Here is a 23,505-nt window from a genome sequence, read left to right on the forward strand (position 1 = left end):
CAGACGAGCGACGTAACTATCTAGGCGGGGCGTTTGTCAGTTGTGTGAAAACGGGTGGAAAAGAAAAGGGCGCGCTCCGGCATGAAGCGCGCCCTTCTCATTCACTACGCAGTCGCGGGTCTAGCCCTCGACTTCGGTCAGCAGGCCCCGGTTGCGGAGCAGCGGCTCCACCGAAGGCTCACGCCCGCGGAAACCGGTATACATCTCCATGGCCGGACGCGTATTGCCGCCGGAGAAGACCTCGTAGAGGCGCTGCGCGGTTTCCGGATCGAAGATGTCACCGGCCTCTTCAAAGGCGGCAAAGCCGTCATTATCGAGCACGCCCGCCCACAGATAGCTGTAATAACCCGCCGCATAGCCCTCGCCGGAGAAGCTGTGCAGGAAGTGGGCCGAGCGGTGGCGCATCGGGATCTGGCGCAGATTCTGACGGCTTTCCAGCACCTCGGCTTCAAAAGCCTCCACATCGATCTCCGACGGGTTTTCTTCCAGGTGGAAGGCCATGTCGACAAACCCGGAATTGAGGAATTCGACATTCTCGAACCCGGCATTGAAGGTCTGGGCTTCGAGTACCCGCTCCAGCAGTTCGCGCGGCATCGGCTCGCCGGTCTCATGGTGGGTTGCGTAGGTCTCGAGGATTTCCGGCTGGGCCAGCCAGTGCTCGAGGATCTGCGCAGGGAATTCCACGAAATCGCGGTCCACGGAGGTGCCCGCCAGCGACGGATAGTCCGTGTTCGAGAGAATGCCATGCAGGCCATGACCCAGCTCGTGGAAGAGCGTGGACGCATCGATGAAGCTGATCAGGGCTGGCTCGCCCTCATCGGGCTTGTTGTAATTGCAGTTATTGAGGATGAGCGGGATATCGCCCGTAACCCCGTTCTGGGCCCGGAAGCTGCTCATCCATGCGCCGGAGCGCTTGCCCGGTCGGGCGAAATAATCGCCGTAGAACAGGGCGATGGTCTCGCCGCCTGCATTGTGGACTTCCCACACCCGCACATCGGGGTGATAGACGGGGATGTCGTGACGTTCATGGAAGGTCACGCCGAACAGGCGCTCGGAGGTGTAGAACATCGCGTCGATCATCCGGTCCAGCTCAAGATACTGGGCCACTTCAGACGGATCGATGCTGTAGCGCTCCTCACGCACGCGCTGGGTGTAATAGCGCCAGTCCCAGCCCTCGGCTTCATAATCGCCGCCTGCGGCATCGATCATGGCCTGGATGTCAGCCAGCTCTTCCAGCGCGCGCTGGCGGGCCGGCCACCAGACCTGTTCCATCAGGTCAATCGCCGCTTCAGGCGTTTCGGCCATCGTGCCGCCGGTGCGGTAGTGGGCCCAGCTTTCAAAGCCGAGCATTTGCGCCTGCTCCTGACGCAGAGCCAGAATATCGCGGATCAGCTGGTTGTTGTTGAACTCATTGTCGTTATTGCCGCGATTATAGAAACCGCGCCAGGCACGTTCGCGAAGCTCGCGATCCGGCGAGGTCTCCAGGAAAGGCTCCACGCTGGAGCGGTCCAGCGTGATGATATGGCCGTCCATGTCCCGCGCGCGGGCGGCAGCGCGGGCAGCGCTGACCATGGACGAAGGCAGGTTTTCCAGCGCGCTTTCCGGCAGTTCCATATACCAGGCTTCCCGGTCGCCGAGCTCGTTCTGGGAGAACTGGGTGTAGAGCGTCGCGAGCTCGGAACGGATCTCTGCAAAGCGCTCACGCTCCTCCTCGGTCAGCTGGGCGCCGGCGCGGACGAAATTGTCGTGATAGACTTCCAGAAGCCGGGCCTGCTGGCCGGTCAGATCCAGATCGGCGCGGTTCTGGTAGAGCGTGTCGATGCGGGCAAACAGGTCTGCATTGAGCGTGATCGATGCGCTGTGGCGGGCCAGCATCGGGCTGACCTCCCGCTGAATGGCGCGCAGCTCATCATTCGAGGCCGAGCTGGTCAGATTGCCGAACACCGCCCCGACGCGGCTCAGGCCGCTGCCCGCCATCTCCATGGCCAGAAGCGTGTTTTCAAACGTCGGCGCTTCAGGATTATTGGCAATCGCCGCAACTTCAGCCGAATGGTCAGCCATCGCCGCCTCGAAAGCCGGCATGAAATGCGCTTCGGTGATGCGGTCGAGCGGTGGCGCGCCGAAATTCTCCGTCCACTCTTCGCCGAACGGGTTGTTGTCGAGTGCGGCCAGTGCGCCGCCCTGTGCCGCCAGCATGTCAGCCGAACCGGCCGCCGTCTCTTGCTCAGCGGCCGTTTCGGTTTCGCTTGTGCCAGTCTCTTCCGGTGCGGGCGCGGCAGGCTGCTCTTCGCAGGCAGCCAGCACCAGGGCCGCAGCAGCTGCACCGTACATCAGACGATCAATCATATCCTCACCTTTGGTATTGTTAGTGGGCTTGAGTTCAGAAAATCGGGTGGCATCCTAGCGTTGCGCGCCGACATTTAAAGCCATCGGCGCTGTTCGCGCACGAAGGTGTGATTCCGTAATACTATTACATGCCCGCGCGGGATACAAAAAGGCGCGGAAGGGATCCCTTCCGCGCCTTCTGTGTATCCATGGCGCGCTTCTGATCAGGAAGCGAACCGCAAAGGGCTAGTCGGCCAGTTGCAGGTCAACCGCCTTGGGGCCTTTGCCGCGGGTGTCCGGCTCGGTCTCGAAAGACACGCGCTGGCCATCGTTGAGACCCGTCAGGCCGGCAGCCTGGACAGCGGTGATGTGTACGAACACATCCTTGCCGCCATCATCCGGGGTGATGAAGCCGAAGCCTTTGGTGGTGTTGAAGAATTTGACAGTTCCGGTCGTCATTTCGGGGTAACCTTTCCCGTAGTATTGCGCCGCGTCCGGCGCAAGAGTTCAGTCGCGTCCGGCGTCCCGGTCGCGGCGAACGGACTTGCAATGCGGGGAAGGCTGAAGGGGTAGGCGTTGTATCACGCGGGGTCTTCCAGTATTCCGCCGGGCCGAAACGGCCGCCCGTGCCGCTCTGTTATGCCGTAAAATCGCCCGCCCGGCAAGACAAGGCGAAAAGCGCTTCCGCGTTGAACCGGGCTGCAGGGATGCTAGCTTGGGGGCATGAGCCGCCGCCCTTTCCTCTCCCGCACCCATCGCGCCCGCGCGGAGCGTGCCCGCCAGAATGCCTCCGGCGATCCGGGCGGCACCATGCGGCTGGCCGTTCTGGTGGCCCTGGTTCTGGTGGCGCTGGCCGTTGCAGCGGGCTTTCGCGGTGAAGAGACCGCGCGCGGCGTGGGCGGGCTTGTCGCGCGGCTGGGTCCGCTGGCAGAGCCGCGCCTGTTTGGCGCATCCATTCTGGAGCTTCTCGCCATTATCGCCGTGATCGGCGTATGCGCCCTCATCCTCTGGCGAAAGCGCTAGGACGAGCCTTCAAGATCTGATGTCAGCTGGCTCATGCACACGGTCGCCTTTGGATAGACGCGGCGGCGTTGCGCCAAAGCCATACCCGCCCCTCGGCGCCGTTCGCGCAGAGGGGTTTTCATTGCTCTGCATGCGCCGGGCATTATGATCGGCGCCAATGGGGGGATGGATGCGCGATCAACGCACCACACGATTTGTGAGCCTTTATGCCGATACCGCTGGCGAAGCAGCGGGGCCGGGCGCTCATCTCATGGATTCATGGTGTCCGCCCTGCCCGCCCCCGCGCCGGCATGGCAGCACGCCCATTGATGCGATTGTCGGCCTTGCGGTCCGCCTAGGGCTGGCGGCAGCCTTGTGGAGCTGGGCGAGGGCCAACGCCTTGCCCGTGCGGGACTGGGGGGAATGGCGGGGCTGGTTCCAGCCCGACCCCGGCCTTGTAACCGCCGCCTCGGTCTGGTTTACGGGCCTGGCCGATGCACAGGCCATCGCATTTCAGCTGGTCTTGTGGGGCACGCTTCTGCCGGTAATCCTGCTGGCCGGGTTTCTCACCCGGTTTGCCGGACTTGGCATATTGCTGTGTGCGGTCTTCTTCGCCATCGCCATCGAACCGCAAGGGTGGAGCTTTGCCCTGATCGCTGGCGCGCTCGGCCTCTATCTTGCCTTGCGCGGAGCCGGACCGCTCTCGATTGACTGGGGCGCTGCGCGTCTGACCCGGATGGGGTAGGCCTCGTCCAGTCTGTACTGCATTTAACTTTCCAAACCACCAGAAGCACTCCACGGTCTCTATAAGGACAGGAGAGACTGGGATGGTTCAGGAGCTTATCAATGCTGGCGTCCAGATTGCGTTGGCAATGCTGCTTGTCTTTCTGGTCTGGCTGATATTTGCGCGCAAGCGCTCAGGGTTTCTAAAGTTTTCCGGTCTTTACGGCGCGCCTGTCCAGGCAATGGGGCTGGCACTGGTTGCCGCGCTGATATTTGCCCCGCTTACCATTGCCATGTTCATGCTGCCGGGCCTGGCGGATGCTGCCACCGGCCCTGATACGGTTACCGGGCGGGTTCAGGCGCTGGGCATGACACCCGAAACCATCGCCATCATCCTCATCATCGCCTTCCTCAAGACATCAGGTTCGGAGGAGATCCTGTTCCGGGGCCTGATCGCCAAGCGGCTGATCGCATGGCTGGGCTTTGGTGCGGGCAACACAATCCACGCCCTGATCTTCGCCTCGATCCACCTTCTGATCTTTGTGGCACCAGGCGGACCTGCTTTTGATCCGGTCCTCGCGGCGGCCCTGACGGGCGTCGGCTTCACGGGCGGCTGGGTGATGGCGTGGATCAACGAAAAGCGGGCTGGTGGCTCAATTGCGCCGGGCTGGCTGATGCATGGCCTCTCGAACGCGATTGCCTATCCCGCACTGGCGTTTCTCTAGCCTGCAAGGGGCCACCCTGCGTGCCCAGCCTTGAACCGGACGGGCGGGCATGATGAGTTGGCAACTGGCCAATCTTTCGCTTCATACGCCCCCGGACTGCTACAACCATGCTGATTTACAGAAATGTCGGTGCTGTGCTCGGCGGCGCCATGCTGCTCCAGATTTCTGTCGGGGTGCTGGGCGTGTCGCTGCCGCTGGCGATGGCGGCGGCCGGGTGGTCAGGATCGACCATCGGCCTGGTGGCCGCCGCTTACGGGGCAGGCTTCATGGCCGGGGCATGGATCGCGCCCGGCTCGATCCGCCGCATCGGCCACATTCGCGCCTATGCCGCTTTTGCGGGGCTGTCGGCTGCGCTGATACTGCTTCTGGCGCTGGAATCCCATGTCATCTGGTGGCTGGCAGCCCGGTTCGGATTTGGTGTGTGTACCGCAGGCCTGTTTGCCGTCGCGGAGAGCTGGATCGCCGATGCAACCCCGTCCCAGCGGCGCGGCGCAGTCATTTCCGCTTATCAGATCGTGGGCCGGGCCGGATTGATCCTCGGCCCGTTCATCATCGCCCTGTCAGGCCTTGAACTGACCCAGAGCTTCATCGTGGCCGGGATATTCCTGGCGCTGGCGCTGGTGCCTATGACTGTCACAAGGCGCGCCCAGCCCTCGATTCCCGACGGCGAGCGGGCCCCGCCCTGGCGCGTGTTCGCCATAGCGCCAACCGCCGCAGTGGCCGCCTTTGCCGCCGGGCTGGTCAATTCCGGCCTTCTGGCGTTTGTACCCATCTGGGCCGACAGCCTTGATCCCGCCCGCGCCACAGGCGCAGCCGCCTTGGTCATGGCCGTGATCTATGGCGCCTCCATGGTGGTCCAGTGGCCGGTAGGGCGCATCTCCGACAAGCTCGACCGCCGCCTCGTCATCGCCGTCAGCGCAGGCCTGGCATCCCTCATGGCGGGCGCTCTTGCGCTTTTCACGGCCCCGGGTCTCCTCTGGGGCGCGGTTCTGGCAGGCGCCTGGGGCGCGGCAAGCCTGTGCTATTACGGCGTTGCCGTCGCCCACGCCGCCGACCGTGCCAAGGCGGACGAACTGCCAGCCATCGCCTCCGGTGTCCTGCTGCTATGGGCCGCCGGATCCATGGTGGGGCCGCTGATTGCCGGTTTCGCCTATGAGAGCCCGCTGGCAAGCCGCGGCCTCTTCCTGGTCGGGGTGGCCGGCAATCTGGCCTTGTGCGTGTTTGCGCTTCTGCGCTCGCGGGCTCGCGTGGCCGTACCCGAGGAGGAACGCGAGCCCTTCATCAACCTGATGGCGACATCAGCCGAGCTGGCCGAGATCGACGCGCCCGAAACCGAGGGCGCACCCCGGCGTGCGGAGGACATCTAGTGCTGATCGCGATTTTTCTGGGCACGGTGGTGGGGGTGGCGGCCGCATTCAGCCTGCGGCAGCGCCTGAACGCCCTGGCATTTTTGACCTGGATTGGCTGGCTTCTGGTGGGCACGGGCATCCCCCTGCTCACCGGCCAGATCGTATTCCTCATGCTGGCACAGGGCCCGGGCGAGGTCTCTCCGCTGGCTATCCCGCTTCTGGTGGCGGGGCTGGGCGCCGGCATTGCCTGGGCTGCCTGCGTGACGGGATTGCGCCTGACTGGGCGGTAACCGCGATAGCCTACATGCCTCGCGTTGCACTGCGGCAAGGCAATGGTATAAGCCGACGCGACTCTTCTCCTGCGACGTGCCGCTTCGCCGGTGCGTTCCTCCCGGTAACAAGGTGAGTGCTGCCCCATGAACATCCACGAGCATCAGGCCAAGGCCGTCCTGAAAGCCTTTGGCGCCCCCGTCGCCGACGGCGTTGCCATTTTTTCCGCTGACGAGGCAGGCGCTGCCGCCGACAAGCTGCCCGGGCCGCTCTGGGTGGTGAAATCGCAGATCCATGCCGGTGGCCGGGGCAAGGGCAAGTTCAAGGAACTCCCCAGCGATGCCAAGGGCGGCGTGCGCCTCGCCTTCAGCCGTGACGAAGTGATCGCCCACGCCAAAGACATGCTCGGCAACACGCTCGTCACCCACCAGACCGGCCCGGCCGGCAAGCAGGTCAACCGGCTCTATATCGAGGACGGGGCCGATATCGAGACCGAGCTTTACCTCTCGCTTCTGGTCAACCGCGATACCGGCCGTGTGGCCTTCGTGGTCTCCACAGAAGGCGGCATGGATATTGAAGCGGTTGCCGAAGAGACACCGGAAAAAATCCTCACCATCAATATCGACCCGGAAACGGGCGTGACCTCTGGCGATGCCGGCAAAATCGCCGATGCGCTGGAGCTCAAAGGCGCTGCGCGCGAGGACATGCTGTCGCTTGCCCCCATCCTCTACCGGGCCTTTACCGAGAAGGATATGAGCCTTCTGGAAGTGAACCCGCTCATCGTGATGAAGGACGGGCATCTGCGTGTTCTCGACGCCAAGGTGTCGTTCGACGGCAATGCGCTTTTCCGCCACGACGATATTCGCGCGCTTCGCGACCTCACCGAAGAGGACGAGAAGGAAATCGAGGCGTCCAAATACGACCTCGCCTATGTCGCGCTCGACGGCAATATCGGCTGCATGGTCAACGGCGCAGGCCTTGCCATGGCGACGATGGACATCATCAAGCTCTATGGCGCCGAGCCGGCAAACTTCCTCGATGTGGGCGGCGGCGCATCAAAGGAAAAAGTCACCCACGCCTTCAAGATCATCACCGCCGACAAGAACGTCAAAGGCATTCTGGTGAACATCTTTGGCGGCATCATGCGCTGCGACGTGATCGCGGAAGGCGTGGTCGCCGCCGTGAAGGAAGTGGGCCTGAAAGTGCCGCTGGTGGTGCGCCTTGAAGGCACCAATGTCGACCTTGGCAAGAAAATCCTCAATGAGAGCGGGCTGGACATCACCTCCGCCGACGATCTCGACGATGCCGCGCAGAAAATCGTCAAGGCGGTGCAGGGGTAACGCCCCCTTCTTGAACTGAGCACCATTTCCACGTATTCTGTGTAGCACAGGATACGTGGAGCGCCGTCGCTGTGACCAAGAATCTCACACTGGCCATCGAGGATGAGCTTCTCGACCGGGCGCGGATTATCGCCGCGATACGGCGCACCAGCGTCAACGCGATGGTGCGCGAGTTTCTGGAGCGCGAGGTGAAGCGCGAAGCCTCGCAAGCCGCCCGCATGGAAAAGTGGAACGGCCGGTTCAAGGCATCTGACCAGAATTCCCAGCGGCGCGCGCGGCAGGTGAGCGGCGAAAAGCCCGTTTTCAACCGTGAGGACTTCTACGAGGAGGTCATGCGTGAGCGCGGCCTTCTTTGACACCAATCTTATCGTCTACGCCGCTGACACAGATTGCGAAGCTCCCGAGCGGCGCGATATGGCGCGTAGCCTGCTCCTCAACCGGGACGTGACCGTCTCCACACAGGTGTTGATGGAGGTATATTCCGTCTTGCGCCGGAAACTCGGCTATGCGCCCCAGGAGGCTGCAGACTGGGTACACACGCTAAGGGACGAAACAGTTGTCGTGCCCGGCCCCGAAGACGTCATCTCTGCCATAGACACCGCCCACCGCTTCGATATTTCCCATTGGGACGGTCTGATCCTGCAAGCGGCCGGGAAGGCCGGACTGTCTCTGGTGTATTCCGAAGACCTCAATCACGGGCAGGCGTATGGCCCCGTGACGGTCTGCAATCCCTTCATCGAAGACTTCCTCGCTTAGACAAAAGGTTCTCCCCATGTCCGTACTGGTAAACAAAGACACGAAGGTTCTCGTCCAGGGCCTGACCGGCAAGACCGGCACATTCCACACCGAACAGGCTCTGGCCTATTTCGGCACCAAAATGGTCGGCGGTATCCACCCCAATAAGGGCGGTGAAAGCTGGACCAGCGGCATGGATGGCGCAGCCTCGCTGCCGATCTTTGCCTCTGTCGCCGAAGGCAAGGAGCGCACCGGCGCAACCGCCTCTGTGGTCTATGTCCCGCCTGCGGGCGCTGGCGCTGCCATCATCGAAGCCATTGATGCCGGCATCGAGCTGATCGTGTGCATCACCGAAGGCATTCCGGTCATGGACATGGTCAAGGTGAAAGCCCGCCTCGAAAAATCGAACTCCCGCCTTCTCGGGCCGAATTGCCCCGGCGTGCTGACGCCGGAAGAGTGCAAGATCGGCATCATGCCGGGCTCCATCTTCAAGAAGGGCTCTGTGGGCGTGGTCTCGCGTTCCGGCACGCTCACCTATGAAGCCGTGTTCCAGACGACCGCTGAAGGTCTCGGCCAGACGACAGCGGTCGGCATTGGCGGCGATCCGGTGAAGGGCACCGAGTTCATCGACGTGCTGGAGATGTTCCTGGCCGATGACGAGACCAAATCGATCATCATGATCGGCGAGATTGGCGGCTCGGCCGAAGAAGAAGCGGCCCAGTTCCTGCGCGATGAAGCGAAGAAGGGCCGTAAAAAGCCGATGGCAGGCTTCATTGCCGGACGCACCGCTCCCAAGGGCCGGACCATGGGCCATGCCGGCGCGATCGTCGCTGGCGGCAAGGGCGATGCAGAAAGCAAGATCGAGGCGATGAAATCGGCCGGGATCGTCGTCTCCGACAGCCCGGCGCGCCTCGGCAAGACGCTGGTCGAAGCGCTTAAGGGTTAAGCGGGCGTTTTCCGCCAGACAGCCAGCGGCAATCGCATCACGGAAAGCTCATCACGTGCCTGTAAGAGGCGCGCGATGAGCATTTCCTGGCTGATGTCCTGCCAGTCGCTTGCTGCGTCATCACGCAATGGCGCGTCGCCGGCGTTCAGGAACGCCATTGACCAGTCCGCCACCAGCCGCTCGAGGCATGGTTCACGCAGCAACACGGCCACACGGGTGTGCCGGCTATCGCTGCGGATTCGCGCAAACAGGCAGTCTACCGCATCTTCCGGCCCTTCCAGCAGCTGGATGAACCGGCCCCGGTCATGAACGAGAACGCCGGTTATGCTGGACGGCGTGTTATTGCGTTCGCACGCATAGATAATATCGGCCATCTCTGCGCGGAAATGCCCCTTGCCGCGGGGATTGCGCATACAGACAGATAAACGAGGCGTATCAGCGGCGTGCCGCTTGCAGGTTTGCGGCCTCGGCCCAGATTCAGTGTCCGCGTCATCATGCCAGCCTTTCCAGCACGGGTTTGGTCGGATTCCCGGCCGGGTTCAGCCGGTAGGGCGCGGGCACGTCCTCGACATCAGGGCCGATGGCCATGCCGGTCACATAGTTTGGCCGGAGCGGCAAGCTGGCGGCGAACTGTCCGGGCCGGTCGCACCCCTCGATTGCCAGCATCCGGCCACCGCGCGCCAGGCGCCCGGCCAGTGTCACGATCTGCCCGTTCTGGCACTGCAAGGCCGCGACAGGCGGCGACGGCATCGAGAAAATGCTCACTTGCGCATCATCAAACCTGTCAACACGTACTGAGCGCGGGTCAATCTGAACCATGACGCGGCGGGTCAGTGTTCCGGCGATGCGGCAAATCTCTGTGATGATCCCCGATGGGGCGTCCATGGGCAGGCCGGTAATATTCAGTATCAGGCCTGTGCGCGTGCGATCGCCCAGTGCGTTGAAGCTGGCCATGTAAGGCAGGCGATACTTCACCGCCGACAGCGTTTCAAAATGCACCGGAACAGCCAGAACACCGGCAGCGTAACGCCCGGTCGCTGCCTCCCAGTGCTCGGCAGCCTGAACGATCACCTCCCTGTCAAACTCCATGCGCAGGGCGTGACCGCCCGATGCGGGGCAGAGCAGATAGCCGCGCACCAGCGGGCCGGTTTCATCCATGCGTCCCACCGGCTGGGCGCGGTGCATGGCGACATAGCCGCTGGCAACCGCCAGGAACGGCTCGAACCTCAGGGTGAAGCGTGAGAAGTTTAGCGGGGCCGCATTATTGCCTGCGCTGGCGGCGGCGTCCTCGTGAGCGGACGCAGCCTTGTCGAGCTGGGGCGATTGCAACGCCCCGAACAGTTCGGCAACAGCAATCTGGACCGTATCGGTCTCTACACCCAGCTCCTTGAGATAGTCCGTTCCGAGGAAAAACGCTTTCAGCTCAAGCTCGATGCGGGCGGTGAAGGCTTCAGCAGACTCCGCGCGCGACCGGCCGGGCAAAACCACAAACCCGTTATTGGCACGCAGCACTACATCATCCGGCCCCACACGCTTCTGGATGAATTGTTCGCACGTATCGAAAATGCGCGAGCGCACCTTGGGCCATCGTTCCTGATAGCGGGCCTTGAGCAGGTCGAGATTGATCAGCTGGAGCTGGGTGGTCTCCAGATGGGTCGCCCCTTTGAGCGAGTCCCGGTACTGCGCGAGCAGCGACAGTGTACTCATGGTACGAAATGGGCGGGCTGCTGATTATATTCCGCCCGGACCATCAGCTGACGCGAACGGCCGCCTCAGATCAATGGCGCGATGAATTCCTGGTTAAGGTTCGCTTTCGATTAAGGACCGGGCGCGGTGTTGCAGGCGGCTGGCCGCCGCAAATTTGCGTTATCCGGCCTGTTCGCACCCAAATAGCACGCCCGTTCGTGCGGGTTACCGTTCAGGGAGCCGTTTTGCACCCATTTGGGCTTCTCTTTTGCGCCGGAGAGGCATAAGTGTCGAATATGCAACCCGGCGCCACCCTGGCGCTCACGATAACCTGCCCTGAAGGGCCAAGATGACCGACCCTCGCTCCTCCGAAAACCAGACCTTCCTCGACACCTCCTTCCTGTTCGGCACCAACGCCATCTATCTAGAAGACATGGCGGCGCGCTACGCGAACGATCCGGCTTCCGTGCCGGCCTCGTGGCGCAAGTTCTTTGACGCCGTCGGCGACGAAGCCGCCAGCGCGAAACGCGCCGCAAAAGGACCGGGCTGGAAACGCGAAGGCTGGCCACGCAAAACCAATGGAGAGATGGTCCAGGCGCTCGGCGATATCGAGAGCGTGGTGCCCAGCCTGCCGGAAAAAGTGGCAGCGCGGATGGGCGAGGCGGCCTCGCCAGCCGATGTGCATTCCGCCGTCAAGGACAGCATTTCAGCGATCATGCTGATCCGCGCCTATCGCATGCGCGGCCATCTGGCAGCCGATCTCGACCCGCTAAAGCTCGGCGAACGCGAGCCGCAACCCGAGCTGGACCCGGAAAGCTACGGATTTGGCGCGGGCGATCTCGACCGCGAGATATTCATCAACGGCTATCTGGGCCTTGAAACCGCAACCGTGCGGCAGATCCTCGACATTCTCAAGCGCACCTATTGCGGCACGCTCGGCATCGAGTTCATGCACATCTCCAACCCGGAAGAGAAAGCCTGGCTGCAGGAGCGCATTGAAGGGCCGGACAAGGAGATTGCGTTCTCGAAGAACGGCAAGCAGGCGATCCTGCGCAAGCTGGTCGAGACCGAGGCCTTTGAGCGCTTCCTGCACAAACGCTATCCCGGTACCAAGCGTTTCGGCATTGATGGCGGCGAAGCGATGGTCCCGGCGCTTGAACAGATCATCAAGCGCGGCGGCGCCATGGGGGTAAGCGACATCATTGTCGGCATGCCGCACCGCGGACGCCTGAACGTGCTGGCCGCCGTGATGGGCAAGCCCTACCACGTCATCTTCCACGAGTTTCAGGGCGGCTCCACGATCGGCGAGGACGAGTTTTCCTCCGGCGACGTGAAATACCATCTGGGTTCCTCGTCGACGCGCGAATTTGACGGCAACAATGTTCATCTGTCGCTGACGGCCAACCCCTCCCACCTGGAAGCCGTCGATCCGGTCGTGCTGGGCAAGGCGCGCGCCAAGATGACCAAATACCAGGTCCAGTCCGGAGAGCCGTCCGCTCACAAGGTCCTGCCGCTTCTCCTGCATGGCGATGCGGCCTTTGCCGGCCAGGGTATTGTGGCTGAATGCCTCGGGCTGTCCGGCCTGCGCGGTCACCGCACGGGCGGCGCGGTCCATTTCATCGTCAACAACCAGATCGGCTTCACCACCGATCCGCGCGACAGCCGCTCCTCACCCTATCCGTCCGACGTGGCGCTGATGGTGCAGGCGCCGATCTTCCACGCCAATGGCGATGATCCGGAGGCGGTCGTATTTGCCGCCAAGGTGGCAACCGAATACCGCCAGACATTCGGCAAGGATGTCGTCATCGACATGTTCTGCTACCGGCGCTTCGGCCACAACGAGGGCGACGACCCCTCCTTTACCCAGCCGCTCATGTACAAGGCGATCAGCGGCCACCCGACAACGCGCGAGCTCTATACCAGCCGCCTGGTTGAAGAGGGTGTCGTCACGCGCGACGAGGTTGATGGCTGGGTCAACGAGCTGGAAGCCTTCCTCGACGACGAGTTCGAGCTCGGCAAATCCTACAAGACCAACAAGGCAGACTGGCTGGACGGTGTCTGGTCGGGTCTCGGCCTGCCGGACGAGGATGACCGGCGCGGCCAGACCGCCGTGGATTTAGACGCCCTGAAGGCCGTCGGGGAGGCGATGACGCGCATTCCCGAAAACTATAACATCCACAAAACCCTCAACCGCGTCATCAATGGCCGGCGCGAGGCGATTGACAAGGGCGAAAGCCTGGACTGGGCGACGGCCGAGCATCTGGCCTTCGGCACGCTTCTGACCGAAGGCTTCCCCGTGCGGCTTTCAGGCCAGGATTGCGGGCGCGGCACCTTCTCCCAGCGTCACTCCCATCTGATCGATCAGGAAACCCAGGAGCGCCACACCTTCCTCAATCATTTGAGCGAGGACCAGGCGCGCTATGAAGTGATCGATTCCATGCTGTCGGAAGAGGCCGTGCTCGGCTTTGAGTATGGCTACTCGCTCTCCGCGCCGAACACGCTCGTCATGTGGGAAGCCCAGTTTGGCGACTTCACCAATGGCGCACAGGTCATCATCGACCAGTTCATTTCGTCCTCGGAGCGCAAATGGCTGCGCATGTCCGGCCTCGTCATGCTGCTCCCCCATGGCTATGAGGGGCAGGGTCCGGAGCACTCCTCCGCCCGCCTTGAGCGCTTCCTGCAGCAATGCGCCGAAGACAATATGCAGGTCGCCAACTGCTCCACCCCGGCGAACTATTTCCACATCCTGCGCCGGCAGATCCATCGCGGCTTCAGAAAGCCGCTGGTCATCATGACCCCCAAATCGCTGCTGCGGCACAAGCGCTGCGTGTCCGATCTCTCCGAGTTTGGCCCCGGCTCCTCCTTCCACCGCGTGCTGTGGGATGATGGTGATACCAGCGTACGCACCGATCGCGGCGAGTTCGCGCAGCTACGCGCCGAGCCTGTCGCCGCCGACAAGGACATCCGCCGCGTCGCGCTGTGCTCGGGCAAGGTCTATTACGATCTGCTTGAAGCGCGCGAGAACAAGGGGTTGAACGATGTCTACCTCTTGCGCGTCGAGCAGTTCTACCCCTTCCCGGCCAAGTCCATCATCGACGAGCTGAAACGCTTCCCCGATGCCGACATTGTCTGGTGCCAGGAAGAGCCCAAGAACATGGGCGCCTGGACCTTTGTGGAACCCTATCTGGAGTTCTGCCTTGAAAAGGTAGGCGGCAAGTCGAAACGCCCGCGCTATGTGGGCCGCTCTGCCTCTGCCTCCACCGCTACCGGACTGCTATCGCGCCACCAGGCCCAGCAGCAGGCCCTGGTGGATGAAGCCCTCGCCAAAGACTGACCCCTCTCACACCCGATCTGGATGACCGTATCATGAGCGCAATTACCGTCCCCACACTTGGCGAATCCGTATCCGAAGCAACGGTTGGAAGCTGGCTGGTCTCGGAAGGTCAGTCCGTGAAGAAGGACGATGTCCTGGTCGAGCTGGAAACCGACAAGGTGTCGGTAGAGGTTCGCGCGGAAGAAGACGGCGTCATCACCGCCATCAAGGCCAAGGAAGGCGAGACGGTGGAGATCGGCGCCACACTCGCCGAGTTCGAGGCGGGCGCGTCCGGCGGGAAATCTGCCGAGCCGAAAAAGGCTGACAAGAAGGACGAAGCACCGAAGTCCGACGCCCCCAAGGCAGAAAGCAAGGGCGGCGATCTGACCGACGCCAAGGTGCCGGTCATGGGCGAGAGCGTTGCTGAAGGCACGGTTGGCAACTGGCTGGTGAAAGTCGGCGATAGCGTCAGCGTCGACCAGCCGCTCATGGAAATCGAGACCGACAAGGTGGCGGTTGAAGTGCCCTCGCCGGTGGCCGGCGTACTGGAAGAAGCGCTGGTGAATGAAGGCGATAGCGTGGAGCCGGGCCAGGTCGTGGCAAAAATCCGCGAAGGCGCCTCTGGCGGCGCCGCGAAGTCTGAAAGCAAGTCCGAAGCCCCGAAAGCCGAGAGCAAGGCCTCAGACGATGTGAAGGCAATGCCCTCTGCCCAGCGCGTGGCCTCCGAGAACAAGGTTGATCTGTCCAAAGTCGAAGGCACAGGCCGTGATGGCCGCGTGACCAAGGGCGATGCGCTGAAAGCCGTGGAACAGGGCGCACGCGCCCCGGAGCCTGCCGCCGTGTCGCAAGCCTCGGCCCCGCGCGAAACCGGCGAGCGCGAAGAGCGCGTGAAAATGACCCGCCTGCGCCAGACCATCGCGCGCCGCCTGAAGGAAGCGCAGAACTCCGCCGCCATGCTGACCACGTATAACGAGGCCGACATGAGCGCGATCATGGCGCTGCGCAAGGAAATCCAGGACGATTTCGTGGCCAAACACGGCATCAAGCTCGGCTTTATGAGCTTCTTCGTGAAAGCGTGTGTCGCCGCGCTGCAGGACATCCCGGCGGTCAATGCCGAGATCGACGGCACCGACATCATCTACAAGAATTACTACGATATTGGCGTGGCGGTCGGCACCGATCGCGGTCTTGTCGTGCCGGTGGTGCGCGATTGCGACCAGAAATCCCTCGCCGGCATCGAGAAGGGCATCATGGACCTTGGCAAGCGCGCCCGCGACGGCCAGCTCGGCCTTGAGGACATGCAAGGCGCGACCTTCACCATCTCCAATGGCGGCGTCTATGGCTCGCTGATGAGCTCGCCCATCCTCAACGCGCCGCAATCGGGCATTCTGGGCATGCACAAGATCCAGGACCGCCCCGTGGCCGTGAACGGTCAGGTCGTGATCCGCCCGATGATGTATCTGGCGCTCTCCTATGACCACCGCATCGTGGACGGCAAGGAAGCCGTGACCTTCCTGGTGCGCGTGAAGGAGAGCCTTGAGAAGCCCGAACGCCTGCTGCTGGATATTTAGGGGCTAGCGCAGGGGCGCTACCAGCCCCAGCGCCCGCCATACGAACGCAATGGACAGCCCTGTCACCATCAGGGCTGTCACCATGGCGTCTCCGCTGAAGCGCAGGATGAGGGCTGCAAGGCCGATACCCGCAGCGGCACTGATGACGCCCCTTATGGCAAGGCCTTGAGCACGCGTGGCATTGGCGATGAAGAGGGCGGTGATGACCGCAAGGCCGATCAGCGCGCCTGCCGGCAGGTCAGCGCCATTGGCCCCCAGCACCACCATGAGATCGAGGCCGTATAGGCCCGCCAGCCCGGCGCCCAGTGCCACCAGCGTCCAGCGGATAGCGGCCATTCCCCACAGGGCGGCACGGTGGCGCGGACGGTTGTGATCGGAGACAAAGAGCCGCCCCGACAGCCGGGCATTGGCCGTGCCGCGCTTGCGGTCTTCAGGGTGGTGAAGCACCTCGAACAGGGCCGCAGCCAGAAGGCCGGACACCAGCGATACCAGAAACGTTTCCAAGACTGCTGTCCCTTTGCCCGTGTGAGGAGCCCCCGCCCATGGATCAAAAGCCAGACCGGCGCGCGGATCAAGCCCTGATGCTGGGCGTGAAGGCATGCAAGGCGGCATGACAGACTTGCGGGCAGATGCGATTGACGCGCCGCGCTGCTTGGCTAGGTTGCAGTTAAGCGCGCCCGGACCCCCTCCCCCTTCCTGTTTGCCGGGCCGGAGGACATCTCATGGCTGACACGTATGACGTTGTAATCATTGGTGGCGGGCCGGGTGGCTATAACTGCGCCATCCGCGCCGGACAGCTTGGCCTGAAGGCCGCCATTATCGAGATGCGCAAGACGCTGGGCGGCACCTGCCTGAATGTCGGCTGCATCCCCTCCAAGGCGCTGCTGCACGCCTCCGAGCTTTATGAAATGGCCAATACCGAATTTGCCGGCATGGGTATCGGCACCGGCAAGGTCACGCTCAATCTGGACAAGATGATGGGCCAGAAGGCCGATGCGGTGGAGGGCCTCACCAAGGGCGTCGCCGGCCTGATGAAGAAGAACAAGGTCGAGCATTTCCACGGCAAGGGCCGCATTGCCGGCAAGGGCAAGGTCGTGATCGCGCTGGAAGACGGCTCGGAAATGACGCTGGAGACGAAAAACATCGTCATCGCCACCGGCTCCGAAGTAACCCCGCTGCCGGGCGTGGAAATCGACGAAAAGCAGATCGTCTCGTCCACCGGCGCGCTGGAGCTGGAAAGTGTTCCGGGCAAGCTGGTGCTCATTGGCGCGGGCGTGATCGGTCTGGAGCTGGGCTCGGTCTGGCGGCGTCTCGGCTCGCAAGTGACCGTGGTGGAATATCTCGACCGGGTGCTGCCCACCATGGATGGCGAGATTTCCAAGCAGGCCAAGCGCCTGTTTGAAAAGCAGGGCATGATCTTCAAGCTGTCGCGCAAGGTCACCGGCGTGGAGAAAGACGGCAAGGCCCTGAAAGTGAAGACCGAAGCGGCCAAGGGCGGCGAGGAAGAGGTGCTGGACGCCGATGTCGTGCTGGTCTGCATCGGCCGGCGTCCCTACACGGACGGTCTGGGACTGGAAACCGTCGGCATCGAGGCCGACAAGCGCGGCTTCATCCCCAATGATCACTTCAAAACCACGGCAGATGGCGTCTGGGTAATCGGCGACACCACGCACGGGCCGATGCTGGCCCACAAGGCCGAAGATGACGGCACGGCCTGCGCCGAGCTGATCGCGGGCAAGGCGGGCCACGTCAACTATCTGGCCACGCCCAGCGTCGTCTATACGCGCCCGGAAATCGCCAGCGTCGGCTATACCGAGGAGCAGCTCAAAGAGATGGGCCGCGAATACAAGGTGGGTAAATTCCCCTTCATGGCCAATAGCCGCGCGCGCACCAATCACGATACGGACGGTTTTGTGAAAATCCTGGCTGACGCCAAGACCGACGAAATCCTCGGCGGCCACATCATGGGTCCGCATGCAGGCGAGATGATCGGCGAGATCGCACTGGCCATGGAGTTCCGCGCAGCCTCCGAAGACATTGCCCGCACCAGCCACGCCCACCCCACATTGTCGGAAGCCATCCGGCAGGCAGCCATGGGGGTGGAAGGCTGGACCATGCAGATGTAGTCTGACCGGCATCCGCAGTTTCCCGGCAGGCGGCAGCATGACAGCGCATGAAACGGTTTCAGCAGGCCCGATGTGGGCAACCTCCCGCCTGCGCCTCGTGGCGCTGGACGCGGGCCTGGCACGCTTGCAGCTGGATGATCGCCGCGAGTTCTTCCGGGCACTGAATGTTTCGCCGGAGGCCACCTGGCCACCCGAGCTGAACAATACCGAGAGCATGACGCAGATACGCGACCGTCTGACCGAAAACCCCGGCCAGACCGGCTGGCATGGCTGGGTTTTCATCATGCGCTGGGCGGATGATGCGCCAGGCCGGCTGGTCGGCAATGGCGGGTTTTACGGCCCGCCGGACAGCGAGGGTGTCGTGGAGATCGGCTATTCCATGCTGCCAAGCTTTCGCGAGCAGGGGCTGGCAACAGAGGCCGTGGAAGGGCTCTCAGGCTGGGCGTTCAGCCAGCCGGGTGTCAGCCGCATACGCGCCCATACCCGAGTGTCCGCTACCGCCTCGCGCCGCGTTCTGGAGAAGAGCGGGTTTGTACTGGCCGGTGAAGTGAACGCCCCCGAAGCGGGCCAGCTCGCCGTTTACACCCTCCAGCGCCCGGCCGGATGAGCGCGCGCCAGATCCGCAACATTGTTATCCTGACCGGGGCGGGTATCAGCGCCGAATCCGGTCTCGGCACGTTTCGCGACAGAGGCGGCATCTGGGAAAAGTTTGACTGGCAGAAGCTGGCAACGCCGGAAGCCTTCACCGCTGACCCTGAGAGCGTCCACGCCTTCTACAATGCGCGCCGGGAAAACCTCCTCGCCGCCCAGCCAAACGATGCCCACCGGGCGCTGGCCGCGCTGGAGCTGCTCTGGCAGGCAGAAGAGCGCGGGCAATTCCTGCTCGTCACCCAGAATATTGATGATTTGCATGCGCGCGGCGGCTCGAACGAAGTGCTGCACATGCATGGCGAGCTTCTCAAAAGCCGCTGCAACCATTGCGGCCATCTGTTTGAGCATGAGCACGCCATTACGCCCAATACGCCCTGCCCGGCCTGTGGACGGTCCGGCGGTCTGCGCCCGCATGTCGTCTGGTTCGGGGAAATGCCGCTGGGGCTCGATACGATCTATGAGGCGCTTGGGGCGTGTGATCTTTTTGTGGCCATCGGCACGTCCGGCACGGTCTATCCGGCCGCCGGCTTTGTGACCGAAGCCAAAGCCGCCGGCGCCTGGACGGTGGAGCTGTCGCTGCAGCCGGGGGAGGTCAGCACGCTCTTTGACGAGCGCCATTACGGCCCGGCGACGAAGCTCGTGCCGGAGTGGGCGGAGAGGGTTTAGCCGCCCCAACGCCGTCATTCCAGAAAGCCCGTCGGAGGTTGATCAGGACCAAAGCGGTGAAGTCGCGGGAAAACAATCTGGGTCTCCCGTCGGGGCGGGAGACCCCGGTGGAGAGGCCATCAATCAATCTTGCAGGACTTATTGAAAAGCCAACGTTCCCGGGGTCCCCCGCCCCGACGGGGGACCCATGCCTGAGAGCGATGAAAGCCCTCGTCCTTCGAGACGGCCTTCGGCCTCCTCAGGATGAGGGCTAATGGTGATTTTCCCTCATCCTTTCGGACGCCGTGGCGCTCGAAGGACGAGGGAAAAGCCTAGTCCACACTGTCCTCAATGGCATGCATGTCATCATCCGACAGGCCGAAATGATGGCCGATCTCGTGGACGAGCACATGGGCGATGAGATCGTCCAGAGCGACGTCCCCGCGCTCGCACCATTCCAGCAGAATGGGCAGGCGGTAGAGGAAGACATGGTCGGGCATGCCCGGATCCATGACCGATTTCTCCGTCAGATCGACACCGTGATAGAGCCCGGTCAGCTCATACGGGTTCTCCATCTCCAGCGCTTTGAGCGTTTCCTCGTCGGCAAAATCGGCAATCTGGATCACCACATTGCCGCAGAGCTGGCGAAACGCGTCCGGCAGGGCGGCAAACGCCGCCTCGGCCATGTCGAGAAAGTCGGCTTCGGACGGGGCCGGCTGGTCTTTGAAAATCGATGTCATATCTCTTCCTAGCCCGGCAGCGCGCGCCAGCCTAGATGCAGGATGAGCCGGACTTGCAAACGGAACAAAGTTTGAACATTATTGCCCCATGAAGCCAGACCTCGCCTCCATCGCCTCCCTTACCAATCCGGCCATTGACGATGCGCAGGGCCTGATGCGCGGCGCGGCGCGCGTACTGGCGAGCTTTGGCCTGGCCGCGATACCGGAATTTTCCCTGCCCTGCGGGCGCCGGGCAGACCTGATGGCGCTGGGGCCGAAGGGCGAGCTGGTCATTGTCGAGGTGAAATCCGGCGCGGCAGATTTCCGCGCTGACGGCAAATGGCCGGAATATTTCGACTGGTGCGACCGCTATTTCTTCGCCGTGTCGGAACGCTTCCCGCGTGCCCTGCTGCCCGAGCATACCGGCCTTATCATCGCGGACGGGTTTGGCGGCGCGATCGTGCGTGAAAGCCCGGTCAACCCGCTGGCCCCCGCCCGGCGCAAATCCATCACCCTGCGCTTTGCCCGCACGGCAGCCGAACGCGCCTTACGGCTCGACCGTCTGCCCTGAGATTTGCAGATTCAGGTTGTAGCCCCGCCAATACCCGACAATACTCGCCCTCAAGGGGAAGCTTGCTTGAGGGGGTAGGCAATGATAGTGAGGCGGACGCTCGCCTTTTGCGGGCTGGGTTTTGGCGTGATGATGGCGCTTGTCTACGCGGCCACTCACTATCCTGATCATCTCGCCGCAGAACGGCCCGGCCTTCCCCCCTCCGCTGACCTGCCCGCACCGCCCGCGCTGGAACTGGCCCCGGCTTCGTCGTCCGACAGGACGATGGAATTCGGACCGGCGCCCGTTTTTGTGCAGGCCGTGGCCATGCCGGACCCGGCCACGGCCACCGTGGAGCCCACGGGCGGGGCACGCCTTCTGCTAGCCGACTTCCAGCACGATGCGCGATACACGGAGGCCGGGCTATACACACGCTACGTGATCGAGGCGGTTACCGGGGCCGGGCTTTCGGCGATCTCGCGCTTCCAGATCAGTCTCGACCCCCGCTACCAGTCCATCCTCATCCATGAGGCGGCCATTATCCGTGACGGCGAACGCGAGAGCCGTGAGGGGCGGATTGCTGCCGAGTTCCTGCGCCGCGAGCCGGAACTGGATTTTGGTATCATTACCGGCATGGAAGTCGCCGTCCTGCGTATCGAAGATGTCCGGCAGGGTGATATTCTGGACCTCGCCTACTCGGTAACAGGCGCAAATCCGCTACTCGCCCCGCACGAAACCCGCACCTTTCCGCTGGCTTCCCTGACCGATGTCGAGCAGCTGTCGATCCGCTCCAGCTGGCCGCGCAATGCGTCTCACCGCATTATCGGGCCTACGGGCGCGGACGTGACGGCCGAGAACCGCTTCGGGCGGACCATCTACACGTTCGGCCCCGCCCGTACCGAGGCGGTCCAGCTGGAAGATGGCGCCCCGGCAGATCATCCACAGCTCCCGGTCCTGATGGTCTCCTCCTGGCCGGACTGGGCCAGCGTGGCCAGCTGGGGGCAGGCATTCTACCGGCGCCCGGCCCAGCCCGATGCAGAGATTGCGGCGCTGGCAGCGCAATTTCGCGAGGCCCATGGCGCGCCGGCCCGTCAGCTGACGGCCGCCCTTGAATTCGTGCAGGATGAGATCCGCTATCAGGCGGTGCTGCTGGGCGACGGCACGTATGTCCCTGCCTCCACCAGCGAAACCTTGCGTACCCGCACGGGCGACTGCAAGGCCAAGACCCTGCTTTTGCTGTCCCTGCTCGATGCCCTGGAGATCGAGGCCTACCCGGTGCTGGCCAACGCCGCGGCGGGGCGTGGCCTCGGCGGCTATCCGCCAAGCCCTCAGCTCTTTGACCATGTCTTCGTCCAGGCCCGGCTTGATGGCCATGTATTCTGGCTGGAACCGGCCATGGCGGGTCAGCGCGGCTCACTTTTCAACCGCAGCCAGCCTGATTACGGGCAAGTCCTGGTGCTGGATGGCGCCGCCACAGGGCTGACCAGCATGTCCCCTGAGCAAAGGCCGCTCGCCTCGACAGTGTATCTGGAGAGCTTTGAGCTGCTGGACCAGGACGTTACCGAGCCTCTGGTCTGGTCGCTGGAGATCACCCATCGCGGCATAGCCGCCGATGAGTGGCGCGCCCTGATCCAGCAGACGGGCATCAGCCAGATCGAACAGGCGTTTACCAACTTCTATGAAAGCTACCGGCAGTCTGCGGAACTGGTCAGCCCCCTGCAGCTTGATGACAATGAAGAAGCCAATACGCTGGTGATCAGCGCCAGCTGGCGGGTCGCGCCGCTGATAGGTCCCGCCGACACCACGGGACGGCGGGAAATCCGCCTGCGCCCACATAGCCTCGGCGATATGCTGGCAAGCACAGATCCGGAGCGGAATTCTCCGGTGGTAGCGGCCTACCCCTATCACCGCCGTCATATCATTGAAGGCGGAATTGATGGACCCGGCGGCAATTTCTGGGATCTGGAGAATACGAGCGTAACGCTCGCTAACGAGGCTTTTGAGTTCAGCTACCAGACAAGCTACGAAAACGGGCTATTGACCCTGATCTACGATCAGGTCGCGCTCACGCCTTCAGTCATGATCGACCAGTCCATGGCGGACGACCATCGCAGCATGCGGCAGCATTTGCGGCCTTACATCCTCTGGCTGAACCTGCCGGTTCTGGACGCGCAGGAGGCCGAAGCGGCAGCCAGCAAATCCTAGCGCGGCGCGCGCTTGGCGAGGATGCGCTGCAGCGTGCGCCGGTGCATGTTCAGCCGGCGGGCCGTTTCCGACACATTGTGATCGCACAGCTCGAACACGCGCTGGATATGCTCCCAGCGGACCCGGTCCGCGCTCATCGGGTTCTCCGGCGGCTCCGGCTTGGTGCCAGGTGCTGCCAGCAGGGCTTTGACCACATCATCGGCGTCAGCCGGCTTGGAGAGATAGTCGATCGCGCCCGATTTCACCGCGGCCACAGCCGTTGCGATATTGCCATAGCCGGTCAGCATGACCGCGCGGCAGTCCGGGCGGTGCCGGTGCAGGGCGCGCACCACGTCCAGCCCGTCGCCATCCTCCAGCCGCAGATCCACCACCGCAAAGGCGGGCGGGTTATCGCGCGCCACGTCCAGCGCCTCGGCCACGCTGCCTACCGCCGTCACCTCGAATCCGCGCTGGCTCATCGCCCGGTCGAGCCGGTTACGGAAAGGCGCGTCATCATCCAGGATGAGAAGCGTACGGTCAGCGGGCAGGTCCAGCAATTCTGTCATGGCGAGGCCCGGTTCCTTTCAGGTTCAGGCGGGTCAGCAACAATCTGTCCCCTGATCTAGGACAGGCAGGCGGCCAGGG

At 63.1% G+C, this 23,505-nt stretch carries 23 protein-coding genes; 16 read left to right on the plus strand and 7 right to left on the minus strand.

The features are described from left to right. Nucleotides 1-120: 120 nt before the first annotated feature. Complete coding sequence (locus X907_RS13740; protein ID WP_127568952.1) at nucleotides 121-2,346, minus strand: M3 family metallopeptidase; 2,226 nt, start codon at nucleotides 2,344-2,346, stop codon at nucleotides 121-123. Between the two features lie 225 nt (nucleotides 2,347-2,571). Beyond that, entirely contained in the window at nucleotides 2,572-2,784 is a 213-nt protein-coding gene (locus X907_RS13745) for a cold-shock protein (RefSeq protein WP_127568954.1), read from the minus strand. 264 nt (nucleotides 2,785-3,048) lie between these two features. Between X907_RS13745 and X907_RS13750 the strand changes: the two genes are divergently transcribed. The 9 genes from X907_RS13750 to sucD all read left to right on the plus strand — a co-directional run bounded on the left by X907_RS13750 (nucleotide 3,049) and on the right by sucD (nucleotide 9,415). After that, nucleotides 3,049-3,348: a hypothetical protein gene (locus tag X907_RS13750; protein WP_127568956.1), complete on the plus strand. Its 300-nt coding sequence runs from the start codon at nucleotides 3,049-3,051 to the stop codon at nucleotides 3,346-3,348. 169 nt (nucleotides 3,349-3,517) lie between these two features. Then, entirely contained in the window at nucleotides 3,518-4,072 is a 555-nt protein-coding gene (locus X907_RS13755) for a hypothetical protein (RefSeq protein ID WP_127568958.1), read from the plus strand. Nucleotides 4,073-4,154: 82 nt separating this feature from the next. Continuing rightward, a complete protein-coding gene (locus X907_RS13760) occupies nucleotides 4,155-4,775 on the plus strand; it encodes a CPBP family intramembrane glutamic endopeptidase (protein WP_127568960.1) in 621 nt (206 codons plus the stop codon). Between the two features lie 107 nt (nucleotides 4,776-4,882). After that, nucleotides 4,883-6,142 (plus strand): MFS transporter, encoded by a 1,260-nt coding sequence (locus X907_RS13765; protein ID WP_127568962.1) that lies wholly within the window; start codon nucleotides 4,883-4,885, stop codon nucleotides 6,140-6,142. After that, on the plus strand, nucleotides 6,142-6,414 hold the full coding sequence (locus X907_RS13770) for a hypothetical protein (RefSeq protein WP_127568964.1): 273 nt from the start codon (nucleotides 6,142-6,144) through the stop codon (nucleotides 6,412-6,414). The genes X907_RS13765 and X907_RS13770 overlap by 1 nt, the downstream gene beginning before the upstream one ends. A gap of 126 nt (nucleotides 6,415-6,540) precedes the next feature. Beyond that, nucleotides 6,541-7,734 (plus strand): ADP-forming succinate--CoA ligase subunit beta, encoded by a 1,194-nt coding sequence (gene sucC, locus X907_RS13775; RefSeq protein ID WP_127568966.1) that lies wholly within the window; start codon nucleotides 6,541-6,543, stop codon nucleotides 7,732-7,734. Nucleotides 7,735-7,805: 71 nt separating this feature from the next. Next, nucleotides 7,806-8,090: a DUF6364 family protein gene (locus X907_RS13780; protein ID WP_127568968.1), complete on the plus strand. Its 285-nt coding sequence runs from the start codon at nucleotides 7,806-7,808 to the stop codon at nucleotides 8,088-8,090. Then, the gene (locus X907_RS13785; protein ID WP_170175578.1) at nucleotides 8,071-8,490 is read left to right on the plus strand and encodes a PIN domain-containing protein; all 420 of its coding nucleotides are present in this window, start codon (nucleotides 8,071-8,073) and stop codon (nucleotides 8,488-8,490) included. Before X907_RS13780 ends, X907_RS13785 begins: the two co-directional genes overlap by 20 nt. A gap of 16 nt (nucleotides 8,491-8,506) precedes the next feature. Further along, nucleotides 8,507-9,415, plus strand: a complete 909-nt coding sequence (gene sucD / locus X907_RS13790) for a succinate--CoA ligase subunit alpha (RefSeq protein WP_127568972.1) — start codon at nucleotides 8,507-8,509, stop codon at nucleotides 9,413-9,415. Here the strand turns inward: sucD and X907_RS13795 are convergent. After that, nucleotides 9,412-9,789 carry a BLUF domain-containing protein gene (locus tag X907_RS13795; protein ID WP_170175579.1) on the minus strand — a complete coding sequence of 126 codons (378 nt, stop codon included), beginning with the start codon at nucleotides 9,787-9,789 and terminating at the stop codon, nucleotides 9,412-9,414. The two genes, sucD and X907_RS13795, sit on opposite strands and share 4 nt — an antisense overlap. Nucleotides 9,790-9,907: 118 nt before the next feature. Then, complete coding sequence (locus X907_RS13800; protein ID WP_127568976.1) at nucleotides 9,908-11,122, minus strand: hypothetical protein; 1,215 nt, start codon at nucleotides 11,120-11,122, stop codon at nucleotides 9,908-9,910. A gap of 328 nt (nucleotides 11,123-11,450) precedes the next feature. Between X907_RS13800 and X907_RS13805 the strand changes: the two genes are divergently transcribed. Both X907_RS13805 and odhB read left to right on the plus strand, forming a co-directional pair. Next, nucleotides 11,451-14,435 carry a 2-oxoglutarate dehydrogenase E1 component gene (locus X907_RS13805; RefSeq protein ID WP_127568978.1) on the plus strand — a complete coding sequence of 995 codons (2,985 nt, stop codon included), beginning with the start codon at nucleotides 11,451-11,453 and terminating at the stop codon, nucleotides 14,433-14,435. Nucleotides 14,436-14,467: 32 nt separating this feature from the next. Then, nucleotides 14,468-15,985 carry a 2-oxoglutarate dehydrogenase complex dihydrolipoyllysine-residue succinyltransferase gene (gene odhB, locus X907_RS13810; protein ID WP_127568980.1) on the plus strand — a complete coding sequence of 506 codons (1,518 nt, stop codon included), beginning with the start codon at nucleotides 14,468-14,470 and terminating at the stop codon, nucleotides 15,983-15,985. 3 nt (nucleotides 15,986-15,988) lie between these two features. Here the strand turns inward: odhB and X907_RS13815 are convergent, their stop codons facing one another. Further along, on the minus strand, nucleotides 15,989-16,489 hold the full coding sequence (locus tag X907_RS13815; protein WP_127568982.1) for a hypothetical protein: 501 nt from the start codon (nucleotides 16,487-16,489) through the stop codon (nucleotides 15,989-15,991). Nucleotides 16,490-16,707: 218 nt separating this feature from the next. Between X907_RS13815 and lpdA the strand changes: the two genes are divergently transcribed. From lpdA to X907_RS13830, 3 genes are read left to right on the plus strand one after another with little or no spacing between them, the layout of a single operon-like run. Next, nucleotides 16,708-18,111: a dihydrolipoyl dehydrogenase gene (lpdA, locus tag X907_RS13820; protein ID WP_127568984.1), complete on the plus strand. Its 1,404-nt coding sequence runs from the start codon at nucleotides 16,708-16,710 to the stop codon at nucleotides 18,109-18,111. Nucleotides 18,112-18,148: 37 nt separating this feature from the next. After that, on the plus strand, nucleotides 18,149-18,718 hold the full coding sequence (locus X907_RS13825) for a GNAT family N-acetyltransferase (protein WP_127568986.1): 570 nt from the start codon (nucleotides 18,149-18,151) through the stop codon (nucleotides 18,716-18,718). Beyond that, a complete protein-coding gene (locus X907_RS13830) occupies nucleotides 18,715-19,428 on the plus strand; it encodes an NAD-dependent deacylase (RefSeq protein ID WP_127568988.1) in 714 nt (237 codons plus the stop codon). The genes X907_RS13825 and X907_RS13830 overlap by 4 nt, the downstream gene beginning before the upstream one ends. A 311-nt stretch (nucleotides 19,429-19,739) precedes the next feature. Here X907_RS13830 and X907_RS13835 read toward each other — a convergent pair whose 3' ends face one another. Next, the gene (locus tag X907_RS13835) at nucleotides 19,740-20,147 is read right to left on the minus strand and encodes a metallopeptidase family protein (protein WP_127568990.1); all 408 of its coding nucleotides are present in this window, start codon (nucleotides 20,145-20,147) and stop codon (nucleotides 19,740-19,742) included. A gap of 88 nt (nucleotides 20,148-20,235) precedes the next feature. On the opposite strand from X907_RS13835, the gene mmcB reads away from it, so the two are divergent. Continuing rightward, complete coding sequence (mmcB, locus tag X907_RS13840; protein WP_127568992.1) at nucleotides 20,236-20,697, plus strand: DNA repair putative endonuclease MmcB; 462 nt, start codon at nucleotides 20,236-20,238, stop codon at nucleotides 20,695-20,697. An 81-nt stretch (nucleotides 20,698-20,778) separates the two neighbouring features. Then, nucleotides 20,779-22,881, plus strand: a complete 2,103-nt coding sequence (locus tag X907_RS13845) for a DUF3857 domain-containing protein (RefSeq protein WP_127568994.1) — start codon at nucleotides 20,779-20,781, stop codon at nucleotides 22,879-22,881. Here X907_RS13845 and X907_RS13850 read toward each other — a convergent pair. Next, nucleotides 22,878-23,426 carry an ActR/PrrA/RegA family redox response regulator transcription factor gene (locus tag X907_RS13850; protein WP_127568996.1) on the minus strand — a complete coding sequence of 183 codons (549 nt, stop codon included), beginning with the start codon at nucleotides 23,424-23,426 and terminating at the stop codon, nucleotides 22,878-22,880. The two genes, X907_RS13845 and X907_RS13850, sit on opposite strands and share 4 nt — an antisense overlap. Between the last annotated feature and the right edge of the window lie 79 nt (nucleotides 23,427-23,505).

Source organism: Glycocaulis alkaliphilus (assembly GCF_004000605.1).
GTDB lineage: Bacteria > Pseudomonadota > Alphaproteobacteria > Caulobacterales > Maricaulaceae > Glycocaulis > Glycocaulis alkaliphilus.

Bases quoted from the DNA above. Each gene is read 5' to 3' on its own strand.
- X907_RS13740 (WP_127568952.1), bottom strand. From the start codon at position 2,346: ATGATTGATCGTCTGATGTACGGTGCAGCTGCTGCGGCCCTGGTGCTG.
- X907_RS13745 (WP_127568954.1), bottom strand. From the start codon at position 2,784: ATGACGACCGGAACTGTCAAATTCTTCAACACCACCAAAGGCTTCGGC.
- X907_RS13750 (WP_127568956.1), top strand. From the start codon at position 3,049: ATGAGCCGCCGCCCTTTCCTCTCCCGCACCCATCGCGCCCGCGCGGAG.
- X907_RS13755 (WP_127568958.1), top strand. From the start codon at position 3,518: ATGCGCGATCAACGCACCACACGATTTGTGAGCCTTTATGCCGATACC.
- X907_RS13760 (WP_127568960.1), top strand. From the start codon at position 4,155: ATGGTTCAGGAGCTTATCAATGCTGGCGTCCAGATTGCGTTGGCAATG.
- X907_RS13765 (WP_127568962.1), top strand. From the start codon at position 4,883: ATGCTGATTTACAGAAATGTCGGTGCTGTGCTCGGCGGCGCCATGCTG.
- sucC (WP_127568966.1), top strand. From the start codon at position 6,541: ATGAACATCCACGAGCATCAGGCCAAGGCCGTCCTGAAAGCCTTTGGC.
- sucD (WP_127568972.1), top strand. From the start codon at position 8,507: ATGTCCGTACTGGTAAACAAAGACACGAAGGTTCTCGTCCAGGGCCTG.
- X907_RS13795 (WP_170175579.1), bottom strand. From the start codon at position 9,789: ATGGCCGATATTATCTATGCGTGCGAACGCAATAACACGCCGTCCAGC.
- X907_RS13800 (WP_127568976.1), bottom strand. From the start codon at position 11,122: ATGAGTACACTGTCGCTGCTCGCGCAGTACCGGGACTCGCTCAAAGGG.
- X907_RS13805 (WP_127568978.1), top strand. From the start codon at position 11,451: ATGACCGACCCTCGCTCCTCCGAAAACCAGACCTTCCTCGACACCTCC.
- odhB (WP_127568980.1), top strand. From the start codon at position 14,468: ATGAGCGCAATTACCGTCCCCACACTTGGCGAATCCGTATCCGAAGCA.
- lpdA (WP_127568984.1), top strand. From the start codon at position 16,708: ATGGCTGACACGTATGACGTTGTAATCATTGGTGGCGGGCCGGGTGGC.
- X907_RS13825 (WP_127568986.1), top strand. From the start codon at position 18,149: ATGACAGCGCATGAAACGGTTTCAGCAGGCCCGATGTGGGCAACCTCC.
- X907_RS13830 (WP_127568988.1), top strand. From the start codon at position 18,715: ATGAGCGCGCGCCAGATCCGCAACATTGTTATCCTGACCGGGGCGGGT.
- X907_RS13835 (WP_127568990.1), bottom strand. From the start codon at position 20,147: ATGACATCGATTTTCAAAGACCAGCCGGCCCCGTCCGAAGCCGACTTT.
- mmcB (WP_127568992.1), top strand. From the start codon at position 20,236: ATGAAGCCAGACCTCGCCTCCATCGCCTCCCTTACCAATCCGGCCATT.
- X907_RS13845 (WP_127568994.1), top strand. From the start codon at position 20,779: ATGATAGTGAGGCGGACGCTCGCCTTTTGCGGGCTGGGTTTTGGCGTG.
- X907_RS13850 (WP_127568996.1), bottom strand. From the start codon at position 23,426: ATGACAGAATTGCTGGACCTGCCCGCTGACCGTACGCTTCTCATCCTG.